Here is a 16,878-nt window from a genome sequence, read left to right on the forward strand (position 1 = left end):
AACGGATCACGCGGCGTGAAGGTCAACCCGCTCTTTTTTGCGCGAAAAACGGGAACACGATCCTGTTCGGCGCATTTGACTCTGCGTTTTTGCGCCTCTTCATCCGATTCTGCTTGCATCAGACTGTGACGCTACGTCAAGGTTTCATGCACCTTCGACAAACAAAAAAGCGCGTCATGGCGCTTTTCGTGCCACAACCCGCTTGCTTGCTTACGACGTCACATCCCGTTTGATAAAGACCGTATAGGCGACAATCAGCGCGACCGCGCCCCAAATGCCCAAGACTGTCAAGGAAAAAGGCAGCGTCATGCCTTTGATCGGCGGCAACGTCCCGGCGAGGTAATCGGTAATTTCCAAATTGACGTTGAACAAATACTTCGCGGACTCCCACGACGCAGCCATCTGCGTCAAAATCGTCCCGCTGATGAGTGCCGCCATCATGATGCCCATTCCTGCAGCCGCGCTGCGGACCAAGACCGACACCATGAAGGTGATGCATCCGACCACAATGCAGACGAACCAGGCCAGTCCGTACTGCATTAGCAAGTAATACCATTGGGGCACCATGAATACGCTGGAGGTGTCCAACTCCCCGCCGACGACCTGAAATCCGGTCAACACCGGCATGTCCCATCCTTTGTAGCCAAAGACGACGCCTGACATCAGATAGGACATGAACAGGCTCAACACGACCGTGAGCGAAATGAACAGCAGCAGCGTCAACAGCTTGCTGGTCAAAATTTTCCACCGCCGGATCGGACGGGTCAGCAACAGCTTGATCGTCCCCTCGCTATGCTCCGACGAGACGATGTCCACCGCGAGCACGACGATGATCATCGGTAAAAACAGAGAGACAGCCTGGTCCATGAACCCTCTGGCAAAAGTCGGTCCACCCGGCGCATTCGGATCGATATCGTGATCCAAATAGTATTGAAGCTGCGTAATCTTGATCTTGATAAAGTCCCGCCACTCGTCGGGCAGTCGGCTGGAACCGAGCCGGTTTTGCATGTCGGTAATCTGCTGGCCGAGCAGCACGTGCCAATCCTTGGTTCCGAGCCGCTCCTCCGCCGTAACCGAGGAGCGGTATTGCGCATAGGTAAAAATCGGGATGAGAATCGCCAAAATCAGCACGACGACGAGGAAGCGTCGCCGGCGCAGCAGCTTCAGCGTTTCATTATGTACAAGTCCTGTCATGCCTGTCCCCATTACTCCACCCCTCCTGCCGTCAATGTCAGGAACAGGTCTTCAAGCGTCACCGTGCGCGTTGCGATGCCTTGCACCTCGATGCCGGCCTCGACCAGCGCCCTGTTCGCATCGCTAATCCGCTCCGTGTCCATCTGGCATTTCACTTTCTCCGGCGTTGCTACCCATGCTTCCCTGACGTAAGGAAGCTTTTGCAAACGCTCGATTGCTTCCTTGACCCGTTCGGCAGCAAATGTCCACTCCACCTGGTCCGCGTATTGTTCCATCAAGCTTTTGACCAGGCCGACCGAAATGACTCGCCCGTTGTTGATGATGGCCACCCGGTCGCACATCATTTCGATCTCGGATAACAGATGGCTGGAAATAAATACGGCCAAACTCTCCTCTTCCGCCAGCCTGCGGATGAATTGGCGCAGCTCGCGAATCCCGGCCGGGTCCAGCCCATTTGTCGGCTCGTCGAGAATCAAAAGGCGCGGGCGGTGCAACAGAGCCTGGGCGATGCCCAGCCGCTGCCGCATCCCCAGCGAATACGTTTTCACTTTGTCATCGATGGCGCGCGTCAAATCGACGAATTCGATAATCTCCTCGATTCGTGCATGGGACACGTTGCCGCTCATCCGTGCGAACGTTTCTAAGTTTTCGCGGCCGGTCATGAACTTGTACAGCTCCGGATTTTCCACGATGCAACCCACTTGGGCGATCGCGTGCGGAAACTGTTTTTTCAAATCATACCCGCCGATGCGGATTTCTCCGCCATCCGAGTCAGCCAGTCCCACCAGCATGCGGATCGTCGTGGTTTTTCCGGCGCCATTGGGGCCGAGGAAGCCGAACACTTCGCCGGCCACCACATCAAATGTCATATCATGAATGATCGTCTTGCCGCCGATCGCTTTTTTCAGACGGCTTACCGACAGAACGGTTTCTGCCAAGTTGTTCAACACCTTTCCCTGCTGCTTGCGCCACGCAGCCTGACTTTGCCTCGCAGAATATGGTACACTACCGAAGGTGAGAAGCTTTTCCTCATTATACCACTCCCATACCTTGAGTACACTTTGCGTTCGGAGGTGGCGCACATGCGCACAAGCGGACAATTTCTCTGGCGTTTCACAGGGGCGCTTGCCCTGCTTTCCTTTCTCGTTTTGGCCGCAGGCTTTGCTTTTGCCCTGAATCCGCAAATGGCGGCTCCAGGCGGCGTGACACCGGCTGTTCCCGGAGCAAACGGCACGACCGCGCCCGCTCCCCCACCAGTCATGCCACAAGGCAAACTGAACATCGTCACGCTCGGCGACTCGCTCACGCGCGGCGTCGGCGATGCCAACGGCCAAGGCTATGTCGGCCTGGTGCGCGATGCGCTTGCCAAAAAAACGGGCCAAGCTCCGATGCTGACCAATTTCGCGATCAGCGGACAGCAGTCGGGCGCCTTGCTGGAGCAGCTCGAGCTGACACAGGTGCGCGCCTTGCTGCCCCAGGCCAATCTGATCCTGTTCACGATTGGCGGCAACGATCTGTTTCAACAAAGCGGCGAGTTGGATGAGCTGGATGAAAAAAAATTGGCCCAAGCGCGGGAATCGCTTGCAGCCAATTTCAAAAGCATCGTCACGAAAATTCGTATGTTGAATCCGAATGCGCCGGTTGTCTACCTGTCGCTCTACAATCCGTTCGGCAACACCCAAGCCGCAAAAGAAACGATCCGTCCCGTGTTGGATTGGAATGCGGAAGCCGAACGGATTGCGGCAAGCTTTCCCAATGTGCTGGTCGTCCCGACCTATGACTTGTTCGTCAAAAAGGAAGCGAACTACCTATACACCGACCATTTCCATCCGAATGCCAAGGGCTATGCCCGCATGGCGGAGCGTGTCGTTCGGGCGCTTGAGTGAGCCTTGCGCTGGCCCATCCAGTAAAACAGGTTGCTTGCCGTCGACACGCACGCACAGGTGATGAACAGAGGGGCTCCGCCATATTCCGCGAGCAGAATCCCCCCCAGCCACGGGCCGAGGAATGACCCCAGGCTGCTGAAGCTTTTCGCACCGAAATACGTGCCGCGCATATGCTCAGGCGCCAATCCGTCGATAAAGACGTCGCCGGCCGTATAGGTGAGAATTTCCCCGATCGTAAAGACAACCATCGAAATGATGAAAACAGCCCAGTTGGTGGCAAAGGCATAGCCGATATCCCCCAGCGCATAGGCGACATTGCCGGCGATGATCGAGGTCAGCGCTGGCCTTTTTTCCATCCAGCGGGTAAACGGATGCTGCAGCGTCACGACGGCGAGCGCATTCACGCTCATCAGCACGGCAAACAGCGCTGCACCATTCGGCATCGACATCTCCGTAAATTTGGACAATGTGCTCGACATTTGCGAATATCCGAAAGCGCCGAGCGTCCCCCCCAGGATAAACAGGCGAAACGCCGCGTCCCCGCTGATCACGTTCCATGCCTTCCTGAATGTGACCGGTTCTTTTTTCTGCCCTTCGATCTGCTTGATGCCGAAATGGTTCAGTAGTCGCTGCAGCGAAAACGCGTACAGCAGATAAATGATCGCGGTGACCGTGAACGGCAGCGCCGATGCCTTCATCGCCAGAAGCGTGCCGATCAACGGCCCTACTGCAACACCGACGTTGATTGCGGTATAGCGCAGGGAAAAGACGCGGAACCGCTTCTCGGGAGCGGTCACGTCCGCCATCAAAGCCTGGGAGACCGGCTCATAGAACGAGCGGCAAAGCCCGCCCAGCAAATTGAGCAGGAAGAAAAACACGACGCCTTTCCCAAATGCGAAACCGAGAAAGACGAATGCCCACACATAGAGTGCTCCCAGCATGACACGGCGGCGTCCGATCATGTCGGAGAGCGCTCCCCCCACAAATCCGCCGATCATCCCCGCCAATGAACCAGCCCCGATGATCAGACCGATCGTCCCCAGGCTCATGTCGGTGTTTTTTGACAGGTAAATAAACAAAAACGGCATGCTCATCGAACTGGCAGCCCGCACAAAAATCGTCCCGATCACCAGGGAGTGGACAATCGGGTGAAACTCTTTGACAAACGCCTTTAGCCTATCCATGCTACACCTCACAAGTACATGCAACGATTGAAATGTGTTTTCCGAGAAAAATTTATTTTCCCAATTGTAGTACGATTGTAGTACCCGGGCTGGAAAAATGCAATTCCTCTTTTCACCGGCCACAAATTGTGTTATTTTAGTACCAAGTACTAATACTAGATAACAAAACGAACGGAGGTTTTTCCATGCAATCACTGGCACGCATTACCGCCATCGGCTCCCACGTCCCTGCCGGCGTGATGACCAATGACGATCTGGCCGCGCTTGTGGACACCAACGACGAATGGATCGTCCAGCGCACCGGCATCCGCGAGCGCCGCATCGCCCGGCCTGAGGAATTCACCAGCCATTTGGCGATCGCGGCCGTCGCTGATTTGGCGCAGCGGTACGACAAAGATTTGACTGACGTCGACATGATTTTGGTTTGCACCACGACACCGGATTACGCTTTCCCTTCCGTCGCCAGCATGGTGCAGGCCCATTTTGAGATGAAGCGAGCCGGGGCGCTTGATTTGAATGCGACCTGCGCGGGATTCGTTTACGGGCTGCAGGTCGCGGGCGGCCTGATTACATCAGGCATGCATCGCAAAATTCTCGTCATCGGGGCGGAAACACTGTCCAAAACGACCAATTATGAGGATCGCTCGACCTGCATTTTGTTCGGTGACGGCGCAGGCGCTCTGCTCATGGAGCGTGACGATAATCATGGCGGGTTCCTCGCTGCGATCAACAAGGCGGACGGAGCAGGCGGCAAACACGTGTATCGGACCGGCCTTTCCGCCACAATGGGCGATCTTGCAATGGAAGGCAACGGCAAAATCGTGCAAAACGGCCGTGAGGTGTACAAATGGGCGGTGAGCACCGTGCCCGTCGGAATGAATGAAGTCGTCGAGCAGGCAGGCGTTTCTCTCGCTGCGGTGGACTGGTTCATTCCGCATAGCGCCAATATGCGGATCGTGGAATCGATCTGCGAGCGCACCGGCTTCCCTGTGGAAAAAACGCTGACCAGCATGGAGTTTTTCGGCAACACTTCTTCGGCGAGCATCCCGCTCGCGCTCGACCTGGGCGTAAAGCAAAACAAAGTACAGCCCGGCGATCTGATACTGCTGTACGGTTTTGGCAGCGGGCTGGTGCAGGCTGGAAGTCTGATTCGCTGGCAGTAAACGTTCGGCGTTGCCCAGTGCAATGGAAAAAGGCGCTGCCTCGCAAGCTGGCAGCGCCTTTTTTCCATCTTCTATTATTCTTCTATTACGATCTTCTCTGCAATCTGTCCCTGCTCGTCCCATTTGATCGCGCGATAGACGGCATCATGGTAAAAGCTGAACCAGGCGTTGTCCGCGATCCCTTCCTTGATCAACCGCTCCTTGGCAAAAATGGAATCCATCGGATAATCGTCATAGGCCATTACCCACAGCGGATTTTGGTGCGCATGCGTTGGCAAAAGATCAGCCAGGTGCAGCAAAAGCTCGCCTCCGCTCTCCATGCGGATGATCGCATGGCCGTTGCTGTGTCCTCCCGTATGGATCATCCGGATCCCGGGAATGATCTCCGTCTCCTTCCCGTATGTGATGACCTGTCGCTCAATCGGACGCCAATTGTCCTCCCAATACGTATTGCGGGAGCGAATGTTCGGATTTCTCATCTCTTCCCATTCGATTTCCTGCACGTAAATCGCAGCATTGGCAAAGGTCGAGTACAGCTTGCCGTCGCTGATCGAGACAAGTCCGTTCGCATGGTCATAATGCATATGGGTCATCAGCACCATATCGATGTCATCTGTCGTAAGTCCCAACGCTGCCAACGATTCGCTCACATTGGACTGCTGGACGACGCCGAAGTTGCGCATTTGCTTCTCGGTCAACCGATCTCGGCCCAGCCCCGATTCGATCAGCATGCGTTTTCCCGCTGTCTCAATCAAAATCGGGTCAGCCCGCAGCGGAATCTGGTTCAGATCGTTATGCGGGTATCGCTTGCTCCAGAGCGGTTTTGGTACGACACCGAACATCGCTCCCCCATCAAGCTGCGAAACGCCCCCGTCAAGCCAAGTCAGCCGGAACTCTCCCACTTGCAGTCGATTCAATTGCCAACATCCTTCCTATCTATGAAGTTCGAAAAAAAAACACCCCTCAGGGCGCATGTTCACTTTTCCGTGATCATCACATGGTGAGCACAAGCAGCGACCTCTAGTAAAATATCGCTTGAAACCGCTTGCACTGTCAACTGTGTTTCCGTTTTCCGATGGATGAGTCTGAATTGGGCCAACTTTTCAGAGCCTTTGTACAAGCAAACCAATGTATGAACTGGATCAGCGCTGCCTCCAGCGATTAAGGTAAGTCCAGGTGACAGGGAAAACGTCCAATCTCCCAAACAAATCTTTTGTCCCTTCGCATATAAAAACTGACGCTTCCCGAGCAAAATGCCATTTTCGCTCATCATGTGCCACCTTCCGATCATCCAAAATAATTCAACGTGTTTTTATTTTGCAATGAATTTGCAGGAAAGGGAAGGGCTTCGACAAAACTTCTAATAACATGACAGAAATTAATCTGAAGCGAAAGAGCTAGATACTTTTCTCAATTATTCATTTATATTAAGATTTACTTAGTATGAATTTATTTTTAAAACGGAGTGACAACATGGAAGAAACGGTCAACCTTCCTCAACGTTTATGCATGACGCTCGATCATCAGCCTGACCAATCTCTGATGACGATTCACGCGCCGGCATGGACCTATTTTTCCAAGAGCCGAATCGAGGAACGACTTCAGGGATGGAGCGCCCTTGCTGTTGGCAATACGTTTCGTGTGTCTGTCGGGCAGCATTGGAAGAACGGGGAGCTCATCGTTTCTCTGCCAGCATTGCCTGAAGGATTTCTTCCGCTGCCCCGGTTGACTTGGGAAGACTTTTCCATCGATTCGGTGCGAACCATACTCGGACAGATTGGCCAAGCGCTGCAACAGCTGCATGCCAATGATTTTTATATGGGAATGATGCCGCTGGACTTGCTCTATGTTCATCCAATTTCACTTGAAGTGAAAATCGATGTCCAGCCATTTCCCACCGGCCACCCGTTTGCGCATTTTATTTTGCCTGACTTTCCGCAGCCGTTGGTATCACGGTATGCGCGTTTTCCGGAGTTTTCGGCAGTAGCGGATTTTTACGCCTTCGGTCAGCTTGTTCACTGGTTCCTGAGCGGTACCCTCGCTCACGAGGCCGGTTTGAACGAACGCGAAGCCGCTGCATTTCCCCCGGAACTCGCACGTCTCCTCGCCACCCTGTTGAAAACGCCAGAACGATTCCATTCCCTGGCCGAAATCTGCAATCATTTGCAAATCGATTTGAAATCGCTTCCTTCAGCAGCACCTGCCACAGGACGCCACTCTGCCCTCCTCCATCCGATCAGCTCGCCGATTATGCCCAAAGAGCAAGCCAAGCTGCGCCAGTTTTTGCGGCAACCGTCCAAACGCTTTCTCGGTCTGTTTTGTGAGGATGTGGCCCTGCGTCATGACATTTACTTTCAGCATTTGACGGAAGTGACGGATCGTCATTTTTGGTTCGTGGTCAAATGCAAGCATTTGCCGTTTTCTACCTTGCACGAGGTCATCTCGCGCTCGCTGCATATTACGGCCGACATTCTCCCGTCGGCTCGCCCGAAGCTACAGCAGCTGGCTCATCATTTCAGCCGCATCATCAATCAGCATCACGAAGGATTTCGCATCTACGCGGCCCTTGCCGATTGGGTGAACAGCTTTTTGCGTGAGATTTTACCGATCATCTCCAATCGGGCCATTTATTACGTATTGGAAGACTGCGAGCTGTTCGATGAGGAATCGCAAAAAGTATTTGTTCACTTTTGGCAAAAGTATGGCAGCAAGCTGACGGGTTTGCATATTTTATTCAGCGGTAAAACCAGACCGAGCCTCATTTCGGCCCGGATGATAACCGCACTGTCAGTCGGAGAAAAGACGCAGTCGCTCTATGAGCACCTTTTGCTCTCACAGCTTGGAAAAGCGGAGCCATCGCTGCTTGCCACACTGTCGGAAATGCTGGCCGTGGCGAAAGCGGACTTCCACCATTGCCCGCTTCTGCTCAGTGAATGGGTGCGGCAAGGCCTCTTGCAATTCGGAACAGATGGCTGGTTTTTGACGCCGAAGGCTGCGTATGGAGATTGGCCGCAAGAAGTGCGCCCCCTCATCGCACAGCGGCTGGCGAAATTGTCTGAAATGGAAAACAAGCTGCTCCGATTCATCGCCTGCTTGCCGCAGCCCGTCCGGATTCAAGAGCTGCTTGCGGCCAACAAGATGGAGACCCATGGGCTGTCCACGGCGCTCATCCGGCTTTCCCGCTTTGGACTTTTGACCGTCTACAGCGACAATCACGTCTATCTGCATGCTGACATCGCCCGGCAGGTATGGGAGGGGCACGGAAAACTCGCACGGCAGAAGTATCGGCAGAAGGCGCTGGAGATGCTGTACAAGGCGTATCCTGCCTCACTGCCGCCGCTGATTGAGCTGGCGCGGCAATCCGGCGACGAACGGCTGCTTTATTTTTTTCTGATCAAATATTACCGCCAAATCCGCTTCCTTTTGTCACTTCAGGATCGTCTCAAGCTGCTGAACGAATTGCGTGCCTTGCAATTGTCGCTTTCACGAAACAAAATCAATTGCTGGGACCGCCAGCTGTACATGGTCTTCCTTAGCCTGAATCAGTTCGCCGAAGCCGAGCAGACCGCGCTGCGCCTGTTCCAGCGCACCCGCGATGACTACGACCGCTTTTCGCTGATGCGGGTCCAGCTGTTTTTGAACCAGGTGGACTTGCAGCGATTGAAGCACGAGCTGAGCCAGTATGTGCAGGATGTGTCCAAGCCGCTGCTTGAACGATCCCGCGCCGCCGACTTGCTCTTGTATACGGATTCGTTTTCCCCGTTTGGCCGAGAAGATGCGCTGGCCATCGACCGGTTTTACCGCACTGAATTTTACCCGCGGCGCAATGAGGTGTCGGTGCGCAATTTCGCCGAGTTTTCGATCATCTACACGATCATGCTATTTCAATATTTTCCGGAGCAGGAAGCATGGGCGTCGGCGCTGTTGAACAAGCTGGAATCTTTGCTGCAGACGTCGCAGCACATCGACCTGTTGATCAATCTGTTCAACTGTTATATTTTCCACAGCAATGTCCACCTCTCCCGCACCTATAATCAGCGGCAGCTGGAGACATCGCGGCGGTACGGATACACCACCAAGGAGCAGCTAAGCTGCATCAATGGCATGGAGCTTTCCGTGTTTCACGGCGATTTGGCCGGATTCCGCTACCATATGGCACAGCTGCAGCAGACGGGCAATGTCAAGCGCTGGGACTTGCAGGAACAGCTGCTGATGCACCAGCTTTTATACGCCTGCGAGTGGGAAGACTGGAGGACGTTTGCAGACATCACAAATGAACTGGCGCGCAAGCAGCTGACGGATTTCAGTCAGCAGCAGCAAGCGCTGTATGAGAGCTACGCCGCCTACCGCAGGCGACAGCCCTTGCCTGAACCGTTCAAATGGCCGCTGCAAAACGAATTTTCGCTGTTTCAGGACGGGCTTTACCTGGCGGATGCAGGCGAGATTCAGGCGGCGATGCACGCCTTCAAACAAAGCATCGCCATGAACGGGTACCGGCTGCAAAGCGGTTGGGCCTACCGCGAACTCATCAGCCTCATGATTGCCCACGATTCCCCCGATACGGAACAGTGGCTCAACCGCTTTGAGGAGTTTATTTTGAACTATGGGTACCAGCTGTTTTGGCCCGATTTGTACCATGCGAATGCCGCCTGGTCGCTGAAGCGGGAAAACGCCCAGCGCGCCATGCTCTATTTGCGCAGAGCGATCAACGGCTATCAATTGATTGAAAAGACAGGCATGCAGGATCAGCTCAGCCACGAACTGAAGCGGATCGTCAATCCGGCGCTTCCGGAAACCATGCAAAAATGGGGCGCTGACCCGATGCTTGCACAGCTGATCACAGAGCGCGAGCAATTTCTGCATCAATCGCTCGACTTATCCGCGATCATTCAGCTGAGCCAGCAAGTCACCAAATCGTTGGAACTCTCCTCTACCATCCAGCGGCTGGTGCACGCGCTGTTCGAGTATTTTCCGATCCATCGTCTGTCCATTTGCTATCGCCTGAACTATCGGACCGAGACGGACACGTATTCCGCTTCCGGACTGATCGATGACGATGAGCTGTTCCGCTTCCAGATCGCGAAACGCAAGCTCGCCTGTCGCCGCTATACGCTGTACCAGCGCGATCAGCAAGCGATTACCGTTGAGGCGTATACGGCCAAGATCGACGGCAATGAGCTTTCCCACATGGAGCAGTTCCTCTCTTTCATCAAGCCGCATATCGCCAATACGCTTTTGTATACCGAGATGATGATCGACGATTTGACCGGTTTTTACCAGCGGCGCTATTTTATCGATCGGCTGACACAAGAGTTCGAGGTAGCCAAGCTGTACGGCCTCGACTTGTCCCTGATCATGATCGATCTGGACAACTTCCGCCGCGTCAACGAGTACGGTCATCAGGAAGGAGATAAGGTGTTAAAGGAAATCGCGGCCTTGGTGCGCAGCTTGCTCCGGAAAAATGACATCCCCGGACGGTATGGCGGTGAGGAGATGCTGTTGATCCTGCCGAAGACAGATGGCAAGGTCGCCCTGAAGCTGGCCCGCGAAATCCGCCAGGTCATCGAGGAATCAATCGCATTCGGGCGTCCGTACGTGGTGACCGCCAGCATTGGGGTTTCCTCCATCGAAACATGCAACGCCACATCCGTCGATGAGCTGATCCGTCTGGCCGACGATGCCGAAATCAGTGCCAAAACAACGGGAAAAAACAAAGTGGTCGCCGCCTGGCACTCAGCCGAATAGCACGGTTCAAAGCAAAACCCCCTGACCATTCAGGGGGTTTTGTGCATCATCAAAATATGCTCCAGGTCTTTGCATGCGGCTGCAGCCGCTGCGCGAGGGTCCGATTTCCCGCCGATTACAAGCAGCTCGCCCATTGCATCGGTCTCGACCAGAACCGCTTTCGTCGCGCCATTCACCTGTGCGAAGCTGTGCTCCGCCGGATAGAGGCGAGGCTTGACGCTTGCGCTGATCCCCTGTGCCGTCCGGCAAATCTCCCCGGTCAGCTTGGGGACGAGCTTTTGCTCGCGCCACTGTAGCATTTGCTCCGCCGTGATCCCGGTGATCCCTTCGCGTTCAATCTGTTCGAGCCTAAGCCCGGCATCAAAGAGCGCGTTTGCCAAGATCACCAGTTTGCAAGCTGTGTCCCAGCCTTCCAGATCAAAGCGCGGGTCCGGTTCCGCGATGCCGCGACGCTTGGCGTCTGCCACCGCGTCCGCAAAAGGCACGTTGTCCTGGTACATCTTGCTTAAAATGAAGTTCGTCGTGCCGGTGAAAATGCCGACGAATCGGCTCACCTCGCAACCGGCCAAATTGTACTCGGCCAAATCGATTGTGGGCAACGCCGCTGCAGTCGCCCCGCTGATTTTAAGCATCACCTGCTGTTCTTCGGCCAGCCGTTTCACCCCCGGATAATCGAAGACAAGCGCCCCTTTTGAAATCGAGATCGCATGCATGCCGCATCGGAGCGCTGTCGTGATGTATTCGTACGCCGGACCCCCTGTGACGAAATCAGTCGGGCCCGCTTCGATCACCACGTCGGCCCCGGAGCCTTGTAAAAATGCTGTGCCCGTATGTGCCTCCGATGCCTCCGGCGACGCTTGCAAGCCGCCTGAGGCCGCCGTGAGGGCCGCAAGCTGCGTGGCTGGCAGACCTTCCTGGCGATACAGCCCTTTTTTCGAGCCGCAGACCCCGACAATGCGCACGTCCGCCTGATAGCGCTGCAGATAGCGCTCCCGGCGCTGCCCGATCAGCTCCGCCACATGCCAGCCCACACGGCCGAAGCCCGTGATGACGATATTCCACTGTTTCACCTGACAGTCCTCCTACAGAAGCAGCAGCTTGCCCGTATCGGCCGCCCACTTGCCGAGCAGCTTTTGATAATGGGCCTGTTCCTCGTCGGACGGCATTTCCACGATGAAATGAAACGCCAGTACCGCCAGCTTCTCAACCGCTTTGCCCGGCTCCAGATACCGCGTCTTTTCCACCAGCGTCATTTCCGCCACGATCTGCTGGCCCGCAGCCAAAAGCTTCTGCGGATCGCGCTTCTCCTTTTGGCAATCGTACGTCACTTCAACTTCTACTTCATACAGGCCTTTTTCCAAAGGAAAGACATGGATCGTCGCCGTCGGCTTCCCCGCCTGGACCGCTTCTTCATTTTCCGCGAACAGCAACTCCACCTCATGCGTCTCTTCTTCCGCAATCAGCGACTGCTCCGTGCGCATGATCACTTCCACAATGTCACCGTGCTCGCTGAGCTGCTGCTCCAGATGACCGATCAATTGCTCCAACATCGTCATCCCCTCCTTCTTCCATCATGCTTCCTCGCATTCCATAAGTATAATTAGAAAACTTGGCTGCGCCAAGTGGCGCGGCCTTAGTTGCACTTATACTGGAGCGGGAGCGTCTCAGCTTCCGCTCTGTATTAGAAAACTTGGCTGCGCCAAGTGGCGCGGTCCTTCGTTGCGCTTATACTGGAGCGGGAGCGTTTCAGCTTCCGCTCTGTATTAGAAAACTTGGCTGCGCCAAGTGGCGCGGCCTTTCCCCATTCCCAAAAGAAAACCCCTCCGCTCAGGAGGGGGTTACGTTATCGATATTTTTGGACTGCAGAAACTCGCTCAGCCATGCACGCCGTACATCTTTGTTCGGACAATACCCTAGCAAATAACTGTCACCATGCATATATTTTTCCTTGATCCATTCTTTATGCTTGCGAAAGAATGCATGTTGGAAATCAAGCGGCATTTGTTGATACTCTTCAATTGCGGAAGGATTTTGGAGGAAAAACTCCTCGTCATACACCGTTTCTTCAGCGGGTTGACGACTGCACAGGTAAAAAAACAACACCACTAAAACTGAATTAATAATAAATTGTGTCATCCTTCAATCCCTCCCAAGTCCCTATGTCCGATAGCCGAACTCGAAAATGAATGCGCTTACACGATCTATTATCGGAACCATCCATTTCGTTCGACTTATTCGTATATTATTATCTTACCATGATTTTTGTGTTTGCAAACCTGAATTTTTCTGAAAATGAAGGGGGTAGAAAACCTGGCTACGCCATGCATTTTTGGCGGAGCCGCGGTTGCCCTTATACTGGATAAGAATTTTATAAATTCTTATCTGTATAAAGAAAAACATCACCCGATCAGGTGATGTTTGCGTCATTTGCTTATGATTTTCCCGTTTTATTGGACTTGTTTTCAGCGGGGGGTTGTGCGTTTCCTGAATCGGTAGAGGTCCCTGTTTGCGGAACCATATCTGGTGGTGGTGTCGTCTGCGACTGTGGTTGTGTCTGCTGCTGCGGTTGTGTTTGTGTCTGCGGTTGTTGTGTTTGCGGCTGCTGCATATCGGCAGGCGGCTGTTGATCCGCCGGCGGCTGCGGCTGCCCTTGCGCGGTGCCAGTTCCTTGCGGTTGAGCCGGCACAGCAGGGTCAGGCGTTGTTTGCCCCCCCTGCTGCTCTGGCGTTACCATGTCGGCCGGCGGTGTTTCCTGCTTCGGTGCCTCGGCAGGCTCCTGCTTTGTTTGTTTCGCCGGCGCTGTTTTTTGCACCGGCTTTTTTTTCGTGACCGTTCTCGTTGTCGTTGTCGTTGCTACATCATCATCCGATCCGTTGGAGATGATCGAATTGTTTAGCTTGCCTACATCTTCCGGCTTGATGCCCATCTCGGTCTGCAAGGTCGTGCGGATATTGTCCATCGTATCTTTCGGGAAGAACGTATACCCCGAATTGCCGCTCCAGAACGCGTCATTTTCCAGGCTCGTGATGGAGCTTGCACCGATCCCTTTGAAATCGTAGACGATTCCTTTGATCTTGTCAGGCGGCAGGTCGGTATGAATATGTTTTCCGGCGATATCGATTACATTGAAAATTTTGGTTACGCCATCAAGAGAAATCATCTTGTTCACGATGGCTTTGATAACTTCCTGCTGTCTGCGGTTGCGGTCAAAGTCATTGGAAAAATACTTGGTCCCACGGTTGTCATGGCGATGGCGCACATAGCCAAGCGCTTGCTCGCCATTGAGCAGCTGTTGGCCCGGGTTCAGGTTGATGTGGGTGTCATCGGTCGGGTCATCGTAAATGAGCTTGCGATCGACATTCACCTCTACCCCGCCCACTTCGTCGACGACTGCCTTGAAGCCATCGAAATCGACAGAAACATAATACTGGAGCGGAATCCCGAAAACCTCGCTCAACGTTTGCTTCGCCAATGTGATCCCGTTCACGACAGGCGTCTGGCCGTTACGCTCCGCCTCGCGTTTTTCCGCTTCACCGTTGGCGTAGACGGAATTGATTTTGTGATAGTCGCGATAGCCGGGGATTTTGATGCGCGTATCGCGCGGAATCGACAGCATCGTGACTTTTTTATTGACCGGATTGATGACCGCCACGATCATGACGTCGGTATTCATCGAGCCTGTCTCTTTTCGGGTGTCGCTTCCTAAAATCAACAGGGAGATCGGTTCATTGGCGTGGTACTCTTTGCTCAAGTTCGGGTCAACCGTCTGCACCCCGTCTTCCGTTTGGGACGAACTCGCCGCATTCAGCGCATTGTCCACTTTCCAATATACCGCGCCTGCCGCTCCACCGCCCACGATAAGCAGGAAGAGAAAAAGTATGGTAAAAAATCGTTTCCAATTCCGTTTCTTCTTTACCGGCTTCGCCTTGGTAGTCCGCTGGGGCGTCCTCCCGGGGTCCGGCATCCGGTTTCTTGCTGCCGAATCTCGCATATGTAATCAGACTCCTTAGTTACGTAATGCACTACCAAAATCATATGTGGTACATGGCGCCGTTTGCCTAATCGACAAAAAAAAACGATTTCACGCAGAACGTGATTGGCACGATCGAACGAAGCTATTGCGAAACAGACTTTTCCAAGCAAAAGTCTTCTAGTATTCTATCACAGGAATGTCTGGTTTTGTAGAAAAAAAATCCCTCTCCCCGTGTCACTCGACGCGAGTAGAGGAATTTTCTATCGTGAATTGTCGGTTTCGCCTAGCCTTGATTGGTTGGATCCGCATAATCCGCAGGGGGTGCTGCGGGCGTTGCCGGGTCTGTCGACGGTGTCTGCGGCGCATAATCCGCAGGCGGTTGTTCTGCCCCGGACGGCGGCTCCGGAGTCGGTGTCCCGCCGCCCATATCGGCTGGCTGCTGTTCCTTGCCCGTATTCGTCGATGGTGCAGACGGCTTGCCGGAAGGCTTCTTCGTCGGCTCAGCCGGCTGCTGCTCCACACTCGGCTGCTTGACTTCCGGTTTGGTCGTCGTAGTTTGCGTCTGCTTCGGAGGTGTTGCGACCGGTCTCGTTTTTTCATTCGCTCCCAGCGAAACGGAGTCGTTCAGCGGGCCGAGCGTTTCCGGCTTGATATTCATCTCCGTCTGCAGCGCGGTCCGGATGCTCGCCAGCTTGTCGTTCGGGAAGAACGTGTAGTTCATGTTCGGCCCACCAACCCAATAGGCCCCGTTTTCCAACGCGTTGATGGCGCTGGAATTGACTCCGGCAAAATCTTTCAGCACCCCTTTGATCTTGTCAGGAGGCATGTCGGTCCGCAAATGATCGCCGGCAATCTTCATAATATCGAGAATCTTGGTCATGCCATCAATCGTTGTCATCTTGTCCACAATCGCATGAATGACTTCCTGCTGCCTGCGATTGCGGTCAAAGTCGCTCGATTCATACTTCGCGCCGCGGTTGTCATGACGGTGGCGCACGTAGTCGAGCGCTTTGTCGCCGTCCAGCACTTGCAGCCCCGGGCTCAAATTGATATGCGTGCCATCCGTCGGGTCATCATAGACCAGCTTGCGGTCGACATTCACCTGCACGCCGCCCAGCTCGTCGATAATGGCCTGGAACCCTTTGAAGTCCACTTCCGCATAATATTGAACCGGGATGCCAAACACGTCCTCAAACGTGCTTTTCAGCAACGTGATCCCGTTCTCCGTCGGCTTCTGGCCTTTTTGCTCCGCGCGCTTCTTCTGGTTTTCGCCCAGCGCATAGACGGAATTGATCTTTTCATACCCGCTCGTGCCAGCCAGCTTGATCCGCGTGTCACGCGGAATGGACAGCATCGTCACTTTTTTGTTCACCGGATTGATCGTGGCCAACAGCATCACGTCGGTATTCAGGCCACCGCCGTTTTTCCGCGTGTCACGACCGATAATCAGCAGCGAAATCGACTTATCCGGCTCATAGACCGTGCTAAGGCCCGGCTTGACCGTCGCTACCCCGTCATTAGGCGTAGGCTGGCTCACATCCTCGACGATCTGGTTGAACTGCCAATAGAGTGCGCCCGCTGCCGCACCACCGCTTGCGACAAGCAACAAAAGCAGCAGCAGAAGGTTTTGCTTCCATCCGCGTCTTCTCCTCGGTTTTACCTGACGGGGCTCTTTTGGAGCATTTTTGTTGTTTGGCAGCCGTGTCGGCTTCGCCGCTTCTCCCATATGTATC

12 protein-coding genes are annotated in these 16,878 nt (G+C 54.2%); 3 read left to right on the forward strand and 9 right to left on the reverse strand.

All coding sequences use genetic code 11. The features are described 5' to 3' along the window. Positions 1 to 210: 210 nt before the first annotated feature. Both ACTID9_RS19550 and ACTID9_RS19555 read right to left on the reverse strand, forming a co-directional pair. Positions 211 to 1,206, reverse strand: coding sequence for an ABC transporter permease (locus ACTID9_RS19550; protein ID WP_441066580.1), 996 nt, complete (start codon positions 1,204 to 1,206; stop codon positions 211 to 213). Further along, positions 1,206 to 2,132, reverse strand: a complete 927-nt coding sequence (locus ACTID9_RS19555) for an ABC transporter ATP-binding protein (protein WP_441066581.1) — start codon at positions 2,130 to 2,132, stop codon at positions 1,206 to 1,208. Before ACTID9_RS19555 ends, ACTID9_RS19550 begins: the two co-directional genes overlap by 1 nt. A 144-nt stretch (positions 2,133 to 2,276) precedes the next feature. Between ACTID9_RS19555 and ACTID9_RS19560 the strand changes: the two genes are divergently transcribed. After that, the gene (locus ACTID9_RS19560) at positions 2,277 to 3,080 is read left to right on the forward strand and encodes a GDSL-type esterase/lipase family protein (protein WP_441066582.1); all 804 of its coding nucleotides are present in this window, start codon (positions 2,277 to 2,279) and stop codon (positions 3,078 to 3,080) included. On the opposite strand, the gene ACTID9_RS19565 is transcribed toward ACTID9_RS19560, so the two are convergent. Further along, positions 3,038 to 4,264 carry an MDR family MFS transporter gene (locus ACTID9_RS19565; protein ID WP_441066583.1) on the reverse strand — a complete coding sequence of 409 codons (1,227 nt, stop codon included), beginning with the start codon at positions 4,262 to 4,264 and terminating at the stop codon, positions 3,038 to 3,040. The two genes, ACTID9_RS19560 and ACTID9_RS19565, sit on opposite strands and share 43 nt — an antisense overlap. A gap of 185 nt (positions 4,265 to 4,449) precedes the next feature. On the opposite strand from ACTID9_RS19565, the gene ACTID9_RS19570 reads away from it, so the two are divergent. Further along, complete coding sequence (locus ACTID9_RS19570) at positions 4,450 to 5,427, forward strand: ketoacyl-ACP synthase III (protein WP_441066584.1); 978 nt, start codon at positions 4,450 to 4,452, stop codon at positions 5,425 to 5,427. 74 nt (positions 5,428 to 5,501) lie between these two features. Here the strand turns inward: ACTID9_RS19570 and ACTID9_RS19575 are convergent, their stop codons facing one another. Then, positions 5,502 to 6,344 (reverse strand): YtnP family quorum-quenching lactonase, encoded by an 843-nt coding sequence (locus ACTID9_RS19575; protein WP_441066585.1) that lies wholly within the window; start codon positions 6,342 to 6,344, stop codon positions 5,502 to 5,504. 556 nt (positions 6,345 to 6,900) lie between these two features. On the opposite strand from ACTID9_RS19575, the gene ACTID9_RS19580 reads away from it, so the two are divergent. Continuing rightward, on the forward strand, positions 6,901 to 11,172 hold the full coding sequence (locus ACTID9_RS19580; RefSeq protein WP_441066586.1) for a diguanylate cyclase: 4,272 nt from the start codon (positions 6,901 to 6,903) through the stop codon (positions 11,170 to 11,172). Between the two features lie 29 nt (positions 11,173 to 11,201). On the opposite strand, the gene ACTID9_RS19585 is transcribed toward ACTID9_RS19580, so the two are convergent. From ACTID9_RS19585 to ACTID9_RS19605, 5 genes are all read right to left on the reverse strand, one after another. Continuing rightward, a complete protein-coding gene (locus tag ACTID9_RS19585; RefSeq protein ID WP_441066587.1) occupies positions 11,202 to 12,242 on the reverse strand; it encodes a homoserine dehydrogenase in 1,041 nt (346 codons plus the stop codon). A 12-nt stretch (positions 12,243 to 12,254) separates the two neighbouring features. Then, positions 12,255 to 12,722, reverse strand: a complete 468-nt coding sequence (locus tag ACTID9_RS19590) for a hypothetical protein (protein ID WP_441066588.1) — start codon at positions 12,720 to 12,722, stop codon at positions 12,255 to 12,257. A 277-nt stretch (positions 12,723 to 12,999) separates the two neighbouring features. Then, the gene (locus ACTID9_RS19595) at positions 13,000 to 13,308 is read right to left on the reverse strand and encodes a hypothetical protein (RefSeq protein WP_441066589.1); all 309 of its coding nucleotides are present in this window, start codon (positions 13,306 to 13,308) and stop codon (positions 13,000 to 13,002) included. Between the two features lie 295 nt (positions 13,309 to 13,603). Next, on the reverse strand, positions 13,604 to 15,163 hold the full coding sequence (locus tag ACTID9_RS19600) for an LCP family protein (protein WP_441066590.1): 1,560 nt from the start codon (positions 15,161 to 15,163) through the stop codon (positions 13,604 to 13,606). Positions 15,164 to 15,428: 265 nt separating this feature from the next. Then, the gene (locus ACTID9_RS19605) at positions 15,429 to 16,871 is read right to left on the reverse strand and encodes an LCP family protein (protein WP_441066591.1); all 1,443 of its coding nucleotides are present in this window, start codon (positions 16,869 to 16,871) and stop codon (positions 15,429 to 15,431) included. Positions 16,872 to 16,878 lie beyond the last annotated feature (7 nt).

The organism is Brevibacillus fluminis (assembly GCF_052072235.1).
In the GTDB taxonomy this organism is placed as follows: domain Bacteria; phylum Bacillota; class Bacilli; order Brevibacillales; family Brevibacillaceae; genus Brevibacillus_D; species Brevibacillus_D fluminis_A.

Excerpts from the sequence above, each read along its gene's own strand:
- ACTID9_RS19550 (WP_441066580.1), bottom strand. The coding sequence starts at position 1,206 with ATGGGGACAGGCATGACAGGACTTGTACATAATGAAACGCTGAAGCTG.
- ACTID9_RS19560 (WP_441066582.1), top strand. The coding sequence starts at position 2,277 with ATGCGCACAAGCGGACAATTTCTCTGGCGTTTCACAGGGGCGCTTGCC.
- ACTID9_RS19565 (WP_441066583.1), bottom strand. The coding sequence starts at position 4,264 with ATGGATAGGCTAAAGGCGTTTGTCAAAGAGTTTCACCCGATTGTCCAC.
- ACTID9_RS19570 (WP_441066584.1), top strand. The coding sequence starts at position 4,450 with ATGCAATCACTGGCACGCATTACCGCCATCGGCTCCCACGTCCCTGCC.
- ACTID9_RS19580 (WP_441066586.1), top strand. The coding sequence starts at position 6,901 with ATGGAAGAAACGGTCAACCTTCCTCAACGTTTATGCATGACGCTCGAT.
- ACTID9_RS19590 (WP_441066588.1), bottom strand. The coding sequence starts at position 12,722 with ATGTTGGAGCAATTGATCGGTCATCTGGAGCAGCAGCTCAGCGAGCAC.
- ACTID9_RS19595 (WP_441066589.1), bottom strand. The coding sequence starts at position 13,308 with ATGACACAATTTATTATTAATTCAGTTTTAGTGGTGTTGTTTTTTTAC.
- ACTID9_RS19600 (WP_441066590.1), bottom strand. The coding sequence starts at position 15,163 with ATGCGAGATTCGGCAGCAAGAAACCGGATGCCGGACCCCGGGAGGACG.
- ACTID9_RS19605 (WP_441066591.1), bottom strand. The coding sequence starts at position 16,871 with ATGGGAGAAGCGGCGAAGCCGACACGGCTGCCAAACAACAAAAATGCT.